10 protein-coding genes are annotated in these 12,369 nt (G+C 36.5%); all 10 read right to left on the bottom strand.

Annotated elements, in window-relative coordinates:
* Positions 1-1,514, bottom strand: a 1,514-nt coding sequence (locus AAC037_RS08440) for an acyl-CoA dehydrogenase family protein (RefSeq protein WP_339902571.1), incomplete at its 3' end; no start/stop codon positions are given.
* Between the two features lie 83 nt (positions 1,515-1,597).
* Positions 1,598-2,770 (bottom strand): thiolase family protein, encoded by a 1,173-nt coding sequence (locus AAC037_RS08435; RefSeq protein WP_339902570.1) that lies wholly within the window; start codon positions 2,768-2,770, stop codon positions 1,598-1,600.
* Positions 2,771-2,856: 86 nt separating this feature from the next.
* Positions 2,857-5,262: a 3-hydroxyacyl-CoA dehydrogenase/enoyl-CoA hydratase family protein gene (locus tag AAC037_RS08430; RefSeq protein ID WP_339902569.1), complete on the bottom strand. Its 2,406-nt coding sequence runs from the start codon at positions 5,260-5,262 to the stop codon at positions 2,857-2,859.
* A gap of 40 nt (positions 5,263-5,302) precedes the next feature.
* Positions 5,303-5,737 (bottom strand): MarR family transcriptional regulator, encoded by a 435-nt coding sequence (locus AAC037_RS08425; RefSeq protein WP_339902568.1) that lies wholly within the window; start codon positions 5,735-5,737, stop codon positions 5,303-5,305.
* An 831-nt stretch (positions 5,738-6,568) separates the two neighbouring features.
* Positions 6,569-8,323: an Ig-like domain-containing domain gene (locus AAC037_RS08420; protein WP_339902567.1), complete on the bottom strand. Its 1,755-nt coding sequence runs from the start codon at positions 8,321-8,323 to the stop codon at positions 6,569-6,571.
* Positions 8,320-9,207: a class I SAM-dependent methyltransferase gene (locus AAC037_RS08415; RefSeq protein WP_339902566.1), complete on the bottom strand. Its 888-nt coding sequence runs from the start codon at positions 9,205-9,207 to the stop codon at positions 8,320-8,322. The genes AAC037_RS08420 and AAC037_RS08415 overlap by 4 nt, the downstream gene beginning before the upstream one ends.
* A 1-nt stretch (position 9,208) precedes the next feature.
* Entirely contained in the window at positions 9,209-11,074 is a 1,866-nt protein-coding gene (gene mnmG, locus AAC037_RS08410; RefSeq protein ID WP_339902565.1) for a tRNA uridine-5-carboxymethylaminomethyl(34) synthesis enzyme MnmG, read from the bottom strand.
* Between the two features lie 53 nt (positions 11,075-11,127).
* Positions 11,128-11,577, bottom strand: coding sequence for an rRNA maturation RNase YbeY (ybeY, locus tag AAC037_RS08405; protein ID WP_339902564.1), 450 nt, complete (start codon positions 11,575-11,577; stop codon positions 11,128-11,130).
* 1 nt (position 11,578) lies between these two features.
* On the bottom strand, positions 11,579-11,980 hold the full coding sequence (locus AAC037_RS08400; protein WP_339902563.1) for an ATP-binding protein: 402 nt from the start codon (positions 11,978-11,980) through the stop codon (positions 11,579-11,581).
* Between the two features lie 26 nt (positions 11,981-12,006).
* A partial coding sequence (locus AAC037_RS08395) for an exodeoxyribonuclease III (protein WP_339902562.1) occupies positions 12,007-12,369 on the bottom strand: 363 nt, incomplete at its 5' end.

Raw genomic sequence — 12,369 nt, 5'->3', positions numbered from 1 at the left:
ATTTCAATCATTATGTCTGCCAGATTCATCATGATCTCTTGTTCCTCCTCCATTTTGCTGCCAAGATCCTGAGCCGCTTTCCCTCCTATCATTAGAAAAACCTTTTTCAATTTTCTTAGGACTTCTTTCTCAGCATTTAATGGTTGTGAAGAATTTGTATTTCCAAAGGTGGGTACTGAGGTCAACTCTTTGGATACTTTCATAGCCGGATCCAAAAAATCTATTTCTCCTTTCATGGCGCGTTTCAACAACATGCCAACCATTAAAATTCGATTGATTTCATTGGTTCCTTCATAAATACGGGAAATTCGTGCATCTCTAAAAGCACGTTCCATTGGTGCATCGGCAGAATACCCCATGCCTCCATAAATTTGTACGCCTTGGTCGGTTACATAATCGAGTACTTCAGAACCGTGAACTTTTGCAATAGCACATTCTATTGCAAATTGTTCTACACCTTTCAATTTGGCCTTATTGGGTTCCATCCCTTCTTTTATCAAAGCATCTATTCTGTCTTCAACATCTTGACCGGCCCGGTAGCAAAGGGATTCACAAGCATAGGTTTTTATGGCCATCTCTGCCAACTTGGCTTGAATGGCACCAAAGGAATTAATGGATTGTCCAAACTGTTTTCTTTCGGCACTGTATTGAATGGAATACCCCAAAATTGTTCGACAGCCACCCAAAACGCCTGCACCTAACTTTATCCTTCCAATATTTAAGATATTAACGGCGATTTTAAAACCATTTCCTCTTTCAGAAAGTAAATTCTCTACCGGTACAGGACAATCATTGAAAAACACCTGACGAGTGGAACTACCTTTGATTCCCATTTTTTTCTCCTCCTCATTCATGGTAATGCCACCATAGTTCTTTTCTACCAAAAATGCTGAAAGGTTTTTGTCCTCATCTATTTTAGCGAAAACTATAAAGAAATCAGCAAAACCTGCGTTTGAAATCCACATTTTCTGACCATTGATTAGGTAATGCGTTCCTTCTTTATTTAGGCTGGCCTTGGTTTTTCCACTGTTGGCATCTGATCCGGCATCCGGTTCTGTTAAACAATAACATGCCGCCCAGTCCGCATTGGCCAATTTGGGAAGGTATTTCTTTTTCTGTTCTTCTGTTCCATAGTAAAGAACAGGTAGGGTACCAATTCCGCTATGTGCTCCATAGGTGGTAGAAAATGATCCTGCAGCTCCTATGATATCAGCAATCAACATGGAGGTGTTGAAACTCATACCTAAGCCGCCATATTCTTCAGGAATCGCTATACCAAGCAAACCCAGGTCCCCGGCTTTCTTCAATATAGAAGGAACGAGTTCCGGATTTTTCATGCTGTCAATCTCTTCCATTTTTGGAGTGATTTCCATGTCTAGAAAATCCTGACAGGCCTGCGCCATCATTTTCTGTTCTTCACTAAATTCTTCAGGTATAAATACGGCGCTTGCTTGGGTTTCTTTTATGAGAAACTCTCCTCCGTTAAGGGCATTTTTTTCATTAATTTTTTCCATGGCTATTTAAGGCTTTAATTTTTTTAAAGAGTGGTTTAATTCATTGGGTAAATTTGATTGAACCCAAGTTTGAAAGGCCTCGACTATAGTCGTTCAATTACTCCTGCCACGCCTTGTCCTCCTCCTACACAGGCAGTCACAAGACCATATTTTCCCTGTCTTTTTTTCAATTCGTTGATCATCTGTACGGAAAGCTTTGCTCCGGTACATCCCAAAGGATGACCAAGCGCCACTGCGCCACCATTTACATTTACTATATCCGGATTAAAATCCAATGATCGGATTACTCCCAATGCCTGAGTGGCAAAGGCTTCATTTAATTCAATCAGGTCGATATCATTCAAGCTCAATCCGGCCTGTTTTAGGGCTTTGGGCACAGCTATTTTTGGCCCCATTCCCATGATTCTTGGCTCAACACCTCCCACACTATAAGCGGCCAATCTGGCCATAGGCGCTAATCCCAAATCCTTCATCATTCGTTCCGACATTACCACCACGAATGAGGCTCCATCGGAGGTTTGAGAGGAGTTTCCTGCGGTGACCTGACCGCCATTTTTAAAAACGGGTTTTAAATTTGCCAAAACCTCCATGGTAGTTCCGGGTCTGGGCCCTTCATCGGTATCTACTGTGTATTTCCTTGTTTTCCTCTTAAGTGACTTATCCAGATAGGTTTCTTCTACTTCCACCGGGACAATCTCATCCTTAAATCTTCCTTCTTTAATTGCCCTAATTGCTTTTTCATGCGATTGAACAGCAAACTGATCAGAATCTTCTCTGGTAACGTTAAAGTCTTTGGCCAGCTCTTCGGCTGTCAAGCCCATACTTAAATAATAACTTGGGAATTCTGTCGCTATTTTATAATTTAATACCGTTTTATAGCCCATCATTGGTACCATAGACATGGATTCAGTACCTCCTGCAATAATGCAATCTGCCATTCCTGATTTTATTTTAGCCGTAGCTAAAGCAATTGCTTCCAAACCCGATCCACAATACCTATTGATGGTAAAGCCGGGTGTATCTTCCGACAATGCCAAGAGGGAAATCATTCTTCCTATTTGCATGCCTTGTTCTGCTTCCGGTACTGCATTGCCTACGATAAGGTCATCCACCATTTTGGGTTCCAAACCGGGAACGTTGTCCATTAGGTGCCTGATGATATCCGCTGCAAGGTCATCTGATCTATAAAACCGAAAGCCTCCTTTTTTCGCCTTTCCTACTGCAGATCTATAGCCATTGATAATATATGCTTCCATTTGATGTTTATTTTAATGCTTGAATTTGGTTAAATTGGTATGAAGCTATTTTTGGAATAGTAAAACCTTAATAATTATGGCTTGATTTAATTCCTTAAAGGTTTCCCTTTGAAAAGAATACTATGGATCCTTTCCAAGGTTTTCTTTTCACCTGTTAGACTTAGGAAAGCTTCTCGCTCCAAATCCAACAAATACCTTTCACTTACTTCTGTAGGAGAGGATAAATCTCCCCCACTCATTATCCAAGCTAGTTTTTTGGCGATTTTTGCATCATGTTCTGAAATATAAGCTCCATAGCGCATGCCTGAAATGCCGGTCTCAAATAATGCAAGGGAGGATTTCCCCAATACTTTTATATCCTTCTTTTCAATGGGTTGGGTATAACCTGCATCATACAAGGTGATGACCTTTTCTTTTGCTTCGGCCAATTGACGCTTTCTATTGATGGTTATGCCATCTTTTTGCTCAAGGAAACCCAGGTTATAAGCTTCGGCAGCTGAGGTGGAAACCTTGGCCGTGGCAATATTCATAAAAGTTTCCTGAAGACGATTCAGTTCAACATCTCCGGGTTCAATGTTTTGGGAAAATCTCATGGTCATTTCTTTGGTACCACCTCCGGCAGGAATCAAACCTACACCTACTTCTACTAATCCCATGTATAATTCTGCATGAGCCTGAACTGCATCTGCATGCAATGACAATTCACATCCGCCACCCAAAGCCATATTATGTGGTGCCACCACCACTGGCACTGAAGAAAAACGTGCCCTAAGCATGGTGTCTTGAAATTGGGCAATCATCAGATTTATTTCATCAAAATCCTGATCTCCAGCAAACATGTACAGCATGGCAAGGTTTGCTCCTGCTGAGAAATTGCCCCCTTCATTTCCTATGACCAAACCTTTATAGGTTTTTTCTGCCATGGTAATGGCTGTATTTATTCCTTCAACTACCTCTTGACCCAAGGAATTCATCTTTGTATGAAATTCCAAACCAATCACTTCATCACCTAAATCATAAATGGTAGCTCCTTCATTGCCCCATATTTTCTTGTTGGCAGCTTTGAGCGTGTCGAGCAATAAAAATGATTCCAATCCGGGAATTTCTTTGTAGGATTTTGACGGAATATCGTAATAATGTTTTTTGCCATTTTCTACTTTATAAAAACTTGTATGTCCGGCAGCCAACATTTCATAAACCCAATCGGCAGGCTTTTCACCGGATTCCTCCATTGCTTCCACTGTAGTTTTTACTCCTAAAATATCCCAATTTTCAAATGGACCATATTCCCAGCCAAACCCTGCACTTACTGCTTGGTCAATCTTATATAGTTCATCAGCAATTTCAGGAATTCTAAATGAACAATAACGAAACAGATCATAAAAAATAGCTCGATAAAACTTTCCCGCTTTGTCATCAAAATTGACCAAAAATTTGATTCTTTCCTTCAGTTCATCAATTCCTTTGGAGGCTTCTAAAGCCTTAAATTTTGGTTTTTCTACAGCTTTGTACTCATAGGTTTGAAAATCTATTTCTTTTAGTTCTTTGCGACCATCCTCATGCCTAATCATGTGAAAAAAACCTTTGCCACTTTTATCTCCGTACCATTTGTTCTCATTCAGAACCTGAACACTTTTTGGCAATTTAAATCGATCTCTGGATTCATCGTGTTCTAGTACCTTATAGAGGTTATTGGCCACGTGGACTGTAGTATCTAGTCCAACTACGTCCAAAGTCCTAAAAGTGGCTGATTTGGCCCTCCCTATGATCGTTCCGGTGAGCTTATCCACTTCTGATACGCTTAGTCCTTGCTTTTCTATGGTATGAATGGCTGAAATAATGGCATAAACACCTACCCTATTGGCAATAAATGCAGGCGTATCCTTACACAGAACAGTTTCTTTGCCTAAAAATCTGTCTCCATAATTCATCAAGAAGTCAATTATCTCCGGTTTGGTTTTTGGTCCCGGAATAATTTCAAACAATCTTAGATACCTTGGAGGATTAAAAAAATGCGTTCCTGCGAAACACTCCTGAAAATCTTGTGACCTATTGTCACTCATTAAGTGAATAGGTATCCCTGAAGTATTGGAAGTAACTAGGGTACCAGGCGTCCTGTATTTCTCTACTTTTTCATAAAGGCCTTGCTTGATCTCCAAATTTTCTATAATCACTTCAATTACCCAATCGTAATGCTCGATTTTAGGCAAATCATCATCAAAATTGCCTGTAGTAATTCGATTGACGAATGCTTTGTCATAGATGGGCGAGGGTTTTGCACGCAATGTACTATTCAGCGCATCATTTACGATTCTATTCCGTACTTCTTTGCTTTCAATGCTTAATCCTTTCTTCGTTTCTTTTTCGTTGGGAGCTTTGGGTATAATATCCAAAAGCAAAACTTCAACCCCTATATTGGCGAAATGACAAGCAATCCTCGACCCCATTATTCCGGAACCTAAAACGGCAACTCTCTTTATGCTTTTTTTCATTGGTTATATTAGCTTATTGTTATTGTTAATATCTATGTATCTATGACTTCTGAAGTTCATCAATGACGCTATTGATCTTTTTAAAGGTAACAAAAAAGGAACCAATCTCATCCTCACTTAACTTTTCACGAACTTTATGGTTAAACTCCTTAATTGTACTTACTGCAGCAGCTTTTTTTTGTTTTCCTTTTTCTGTTAAAAATACTTTAACGGATCGTTTGTCAGCCTGATCTTGTACTTTTTTTATCAAACCTTTTTCTTGCATGGTTTTCAACAACCTTGTAAGACTTCTCGATTCCAGTCCCATTTGGGGCGCAATCTTTGTTGCAGCTGTTCCTGCAGTAGAATCTATATTGATAAGAACAAATCCCATGGAGGTGGTAATCCCCTCCATATTTGCTTTCTGATTGTACATTCTAGAAATGGAATGCCAACAAGACTTAATTTGATAATCTATCGTTTCTTCTTTTTTCATTTTCCTATAGCACTCAATTTACTAAAAATAATTATGCATGCATAATAAATTGAAATTATTTAATCCGTTTAACACAAGCCATTTACCATTTTGTTTTTATAAGAGTAGTTGTTTGCATTAAACCCTTTTTATTATTCACCAAAAAAGAGGCCTTATAAAATAAACTCTTAAGTACTTAATCACACACAAGTTTATATTTAAAGCAAAAATTTAACTATAAAATTAAGAGCTGCATTTATTCTTTTTTCTAAAAAATCTATTCTCTGAGAGTAGAGATGCCTCTCGGATTTTATTTTTGATTGGTGGTTCTGAATAAGGTTTTATGATTTTTTCACCTTGTCTCAAAATGGTCAAATGATTGAAAAAGAAAATTGTTTGCCATGCCGTTTCAAAGTTTATACACACCTTATTTATTTTAAGATTTTTATAAATTAAAGAAACTGTTGTTATTATTATAGGGTGGATATGTTGGTAAATCCTCCTTACTTTTTTTATACACTTTCATTTACCAATTTTTCTACACTTATACACCAGTTATTCACATTTTTTTATGCCCTTAAATCGTTGATTTTGTGTTGACTAATAACTTTAAGTATTTCACTGTGTATAAATGATCTTTTGCTGTTAGGCATAACTTTTCCGTGGGTATCTATGTGGATAATTGTTTACAAGTAAAAGTTTATCCCCAGTGATTCTAAAAGTGGAAGAAATATGTGATTAATTCCAATTTTGATTGTTGATATAAACAGCTTTCTTCACACTTATCCACTTTCAATATTTATTTATCCACAAAAATTAATTAACACCGATTATTATTTAAAATACTGATAATCAATCTATTATTAAGTCTTTTGTTGTGATTTCTAAAATACTTAGGGGAATTTCATCGATTTCGTAAGTTTCTTTGCTCTTATTGTTAATAAGTAGACCTGTTTCCCTTCTTTTGGTGAGAATTTGGTCTTGCAATGTCCAACCTCCTCTTAATATTAATTCTTTACTTTTGCTTTCTTCATCGTAATAGAAATAGACAGGTTCAGGTTGTATATTGAAGTTAATATTTCCTGGATCCCAGGCTTTATTTTTGTTGCGATCAATAATTGCTCTTAATTTGTAATTGGTAGCTTCCAGTTTTGTAAAGGAAAATTGATTGGTTTCAGTAAGGTATTTTTCTCGAACTATATTGTCACTCTTGTCTAGCAATTGGATAATAATTGGTCGTTCATCTGTAGGTACTTTACCACTGATTTCATCCCCAAGATTATCCTTTTTTAGCCTACTGTAGGTGGCTTCGAACTTTTCTTCATTCCAGAGCATTTCCACATCTTGGAAAGTAGAATCAGCTGCAATGAGTTTATACTTTTCGTAAGGAATAGAATCATTAATAGGAATGTTAATGTTTAGTAAAGTTCTGCTTCCTGAGCTATCTGCAAAGCTTACCATATCGGGATTTATGAACAAGGTACTTGCTGTATCGTAGGCTATGTATAATGAATCATAGTTTATTTGATAAATAGGTTTATTGAAGGATAATTTTGCGTTAATAGTATCAATAAATTGAGTCTCTCCCGCAGTTGATATTTCAATTTTTTCTTTACTTCTATCACTTTCATCAAATCGTGCATATAGTGTTGTATCAATTTTTACTCCTACCGAATCCATTAATTGCAAACGGACTTCGGTGCTGTCGTTGATCAACTCGGTATGATAAAATCTTATGTTATTGTCTTTTTTACGGAAAAAAAGTTTTGTATTCTTATCTTGATGAAATACTGTATAATTAGCTAGTTCTTTACTAAGAATGACATCAAATTTGCCACTTGTACTTGAAGTTCTGTTAATCTTTAAAGTACTTAAATCCGCCCTGTTTAAATTGAATTGCAGATTTTCTATATTTTTATTTACCTCTAGTGGTTCGGATAAAAAGCCATACGGTTCACTTCGGTGTTCTGCTTTTAAGGAGTTGTTTTCATCATACCAGGCATAAGCCCTAAAAGTCCCGGCTTTGATGTTTGTTATTTTATATTTTCCTGCGGTATCAACCTGTGCAATATAGTAAGGAGCTGAAGTAAATAAATCTGTGCTGTCTTCATTGATGTATAAACCAACCAGAATATCTTTATAATCCGGTTTATCTTCAGAAAACCAATAATCTACTTCTCCTGAGACTGATAAACTGTCTATGGTTTCTCCTGTAGAGAATACAAGTTTTAGATTTTCTGCCGGGTTTCCTTCTGTAATGTCTTGAATGCTTTTCTGAAAATTAAATACGTATGTTGTACTGTCTTCCAATTCTTGATTCAAGTCTATGAGAACATGTTCTTTAAGGGCTATGTATTCTACCTTGTCTTTATCTATTTTTGGAGTGATTATGATAGATTGTGTTGGATTTTCTAGTTCAACATACTCGTTAAATTCTAAGTCTATTTTTTCCGGTTTTATGTTAATGCTTTCATTTTTTGGGTCGGATGACAATAATACTGGAGGGTCTTCATCTTTAGGTCCCCCCATAGGTGAGCTTTGTTTGGCACATGCGCCCAAAATTGCGGCGATAATAATCAAGCAGAATCTATTGAAAAGTTTTTTCATTTCTTTTTTATCACAAATAATAAACTAGAATAGTTATTATCATTGGTTTTGGCATGTTTATTTGATTGATATCCTGTTTTGATGGCTTTTAAGTATCTATTTTTATTTCCTTTGGTTTGGTGGCTCAATAAGGAAACATAGTAACTATCGAAGGTCATTGGATAGGTATCAACCAGTCTACATTGGTGTTGATCAACCAGGAAATTCATTGATTGTTTGTTAAAATGATACAAATGCCTAGGTACATCAAGCGCTGCCCAATCTTCTTTGAATAGTTTGGCATCAAAAGAATCTCTATTGGGTACTGCTAGATATAGAAACCCTCTTTTTTTCAATCTGCTCAATAGGATATCTAGTGTTTCATGTAGGTTGTGGATATGTTCCAATACATGAAATAGGGTGATGGCATCAAATTTCTTTAATTTGTGTAAGGCTTTGAAGTTGTAAATAATATTGACTTTATTTTCTTCCTTTGCTATTGTAGCTGCCTTTTGGTTGGGTTCCATACCATATGCTTCCCAGCCATCGTTTTGACAGGTTTTTGGAAATAAGCCTACTCCACAGCCATAGTCAAGCATTCTGCCTTTTTTAGATGTTCGGCTGTTTAACCAATTTAGTTTTTGTTTTAGTGTATATTTTCTGACAGCATTATAAACTATATCCGTTAAACTTCTGCTTTTATTTTGATGTGAGATATAGTTGGGTTTGTCATAGTATTTTGGGATATTTTCTTCATCCGGTCTGGGATTGGTAAACCATAGCTTACAATTGCTGCATTCACAAATAATAAAGGATTCTTTACTTATGGCATGGTCTTTTACAACAAGATGATTGTTGAACTGCTCACTTTTGCATAGCGGACATTTAGTTAACCTTTCATACATTTTATCTTCCTAAATAAATGGTGAGTATTGACATGTCTGCCGGTGAAACTCCACTAATCCTAGAAGCTTGACCTAGGGTTTGTGGCTTTATTTTGCCCAATTTTTGTCTTCCTTCTGCAGAAAGTGCTTTAATTTCTTCGTAGGAAATTGTAGCCGGAATTTTAAGATCTTCTAAATTATTTATCTTTTCAACCATCTGTCTTTCCTTATCGATGTATGATTTGTACTTGATCAGTATTTCAGTTTGTTCTTTAACGGGTATTGAATAATCTATTAGATTTTCCTTAAGTTCTTCGCTAATCTTAATGATATCCTTAAGTCCAATATTTGGTCTCTTTATCAGTTTTTCAACTGTTATTTTTTCCTTTATTGTAGCAGTGTTTAGTTGCTCCAATCCTTCGTTTATTTGGTTAGGCGATAACCTTATTTTTTCTAGTTTTTTCGTAAGTTCTTCGGTTTTCTCAGCCTTTAATTGAGTTTGTCGGTATTCCTTTTCGTTTGCAAGCCCCAATTTGTATCCGTAGGGAGTTAATCTTAAATCTGCATTATCCTGTCTCAACAACAGTCTAAATTCAGCCCTGGATGTAAACATTCTATAGGGCTCTTCTGTACCTTTATTTATCAGATCATCAATCAGCACTGCTATATATGCTTCAGATCTCTTTAAAATAAAGGCTTCTTTTTCTTTTACTTTATTGTGTGCATTTATACCGGCCATTAATCCTTGTGCTGCCGCCTCTTCATATCCTGTAGTTCCGTTGATTTGTCCGGCAAAATACAGGTTTTCAACGAGCTTTGTTTCTAGGGTTAAATTCAATTGGGTTGGGGGAAAAAAGTCATATTCTATGGCATATCCGGGTCGAAACATTTTGGCATTTTCAAAACCTTTGATTTTTCTTATCGCTTTATACTGTACATCTTCAGGGAGGGAGGTGGAAAATCCATTCACATAAATCTCTACAGTGTTCCATCCTTCCGGCTCAACGAATATTTGGTGTCTTTCTCTTTCTGCAAACCGATTGATTTTATCCTCAATTGAAGGGCAATACCTTGGACCTAAACCTTGAATTCTTCCATTGAACATAGGGGATCTATCAAATCCTGTTTCCAAAGTTTCATGCACTTCCTTGTTGGTATAGGTGATCCAACAGTTTCTTTGTTTCTGTACCGGTTTTGTTTTCGTTGAATAGGAAAACTTCTCAGGTTGGCTGTCCCCTTCCTGGACCTCCATTAATGAATAATCTAAACTTCTTCCATCCACCCTAGGTGGCGTCCCAGTTTTCATTCTACCCGATTCGAAACCTAGATTTATCAAGTCTTCCGTAATTCCTTTAGAAGCGCTTTCTCCTGTTCTTCCGCCTCCCATTTTCTTTTCTCCGATATGGATTAGGCCATTTAAAAATGTTCCATTGGTTAAAACCACAGATTTACACTTTATTTCTAAACCAAGACTTGTTTTAACGGCTTGAACCTTTCCATCCTTAACCACGATTCCGGTAACCATCTCTTGCCAAAAATCAAGGTTGGGTGTAGCTTCTAAAGCTAATCTCCATTCTTCTGCAAATCGCATGCGATCATTTTGGCTTCTCGGTGACCACATGGCAGGACCTTTTGACCTGTTTAACATCCTAAATTGTATTGTAGACTTGTCAGAAATTATACCTGACATCCCTCCTAACGCATCAATTTCTCTTATAATTTGACCTTTTGCAACTCCTCCCATTGCTGGATTGCATGACATTTGTGCAATGGTGTTCATGTTCATTGTACACAATAAAACCGAAGAACCCATCTTCGCTGCTGCATGTGCTGCTTCACATCCTGCATGTCCTGCGCCTACTACTATTACATCGTATATTGGAAACATGTTATTCTATTCTAGTGTTCCACGTGAAACACTTGTTGAAATTTGTTCTTTGTTTATTTTACTGTTCCACGTGGAACAGTTGTTTGTGGAAACAATGAAAGTGCTGCATCCTCTTCTTTTCTCATTTCTATTTTTTCCTTTTCTGTTTTGTCTTTCAGTCCGCATAAATGTAGCAGACCGTGGGCCAAAACCCTAAGTAATTCTTGATGGTAAGTTGTTTTCAGTGTTGCAGCATTTTCTTTAACCCTATCAATACTTATGTAGATATCCCCTTCTATTTCGTTATCATATTCAGACTGGTCAAATGTGACAATGTCTGTATAGGTATCATGATTGAGATATTGAATATTTATTTCTAATAAATATTCATCTGAGCAAAAGATATAGTTCAGGTCTTGAATTTTATACTCTTTCCTCTCAGCAATTTGTTTTAACCATTGCTTGATTATCCTTTTTTCTGTCAAGGATGATTTTATTTCTTCTTCAAAGAAATGAATTGCCATTTTAATTCATGTAAAAAGTAAGTGTGATTTTGCTTCCTTCTTTATCGAACTCGACTTCATCACTCAAATGTCGCATGATAAAAACCCCTCTGCCCCCTGCTTTTTCTAAATTTTCTAATGCTGTTGGGTCATTTAAATGTTGGTAGTCAAATCCATTGCCCTCGTCTTCAACGATAAATTTGATTTGATTGTCAAAGAATAATAATTCTAATTTAACCAAGCTGTTTTTGTTGGAATTATTTCCATGAATGATTGCGTTGTTGACACATTCGGTTACTGAAATCATGATATTACCGTAGATGTCGTCGTTGATCTGAAACTTTTCTTTGGCATTATCAATAAAACTTTCAACGATAGTTATATTTTCAATCAAAGATGGAATGGAAATTTTTATTGATTTCATCGTATTTTTAGTCTTTTATTACGACTTTATTTTATTATTCTATAAACTTCAATTACTATAGGACAATGGTCTGAATGGATCACTTTATTTAAAATGCCTACATTTTTTACTCGTGAACTCACAGGAGAAGTAGTCATGTGGTAATCTATTCTCCAACCCTTATTATTTGCCCTGGCATTGGCTCTATAGCTCCACCAGCTGTATTGATGGGCTTCTTTGTTTAATAGCCTGAAACTATCGTCAAATCCTGAAGTAGTGAATTTATCCATCCATGCTCTTTCTTCAGGAAGAAAACCGGAAGTGTTTTTGTTTGAAACAGGATTATGAATGTCTATGGCCTTGTGACATATATTATAATCACCACTTAGAATTAGGTTTGGCTTTTCTTT

The organism is uncultured Cyclobacterium sp., from assembly GCF_963976465.1.
GTDB lineage: Bacteria > Bacteroidota > Bacteroidia > Cytophagales > Cyclobacteriaceae > Cyclobacterium.
Note: the sequence above shows the minus strand (reverse complement) of the source record. Positions and strands in the feature narration are given on the sequence as shown.

What these genes read in the sequence shown, in the direction of transcription:
- AAC037_RS08435 (WP_339902570.1), bottom strand. Translation starts at nt 2,770, where the DNA reads ATGGAAGCATATATTATCAATGGCTATAGATCTGCAGTAGGAAAGGCG.
- AAC037_RS08430 (WP_339902569.1), bottom strand. Translation starts at nt 5,262, where the DNA reads ATGAAAAAAAGCATAAAGAGAGTTGCCGTTTTAGGTTCCGGAATAATG.
- AAC037_RS08425 (WP_339902568.1), bottom strand. Translation starts at nt 5,737, where the DNA reads ATGAAAAAAGAAGAAACGATAGATTATCAAATTAAGTCTTGTTGGCAT.
- AAC037_RS08420 (WP_339902567.1), bottom strand. Translation starts at nt 8,323, where the DNA reads ATGAAAAAACTTTTCAATAGATTCTGCTTGATTATTATCGCCGCAATT.
- AAC037_RS08415 (WP_339902566.1), bottom strand. Translation starts at nt 9,207, where the DNA reads ATGTATGAAAGGTTAACTAAATGTCCGCTATGCAAAAGTGAGCAGTTC.
- mnmG (WP_339902565.1), bottom strand. Translation starts at nt 11,074, where the DNA reads ATGTTTCCAATATACGATGTAATAGTAGTAGGCGCAGGACATGCAGGA.
- ybeY (WP_339902564.1), bottom strand. Translation starts at nt 11,577, where the DNA reads ATGGCAATTCATTTCTTTGAAGAAGAAATAAAATCATCCTTGACAGAA.
- AAC037_RS08400 (WP_339902563.1), bottom strand. Translation starts at nt 11,980, where the DNA reads ATGAAATCAATAAAAATTTCCATTCCATCTTTGATTGAAAATATAACT.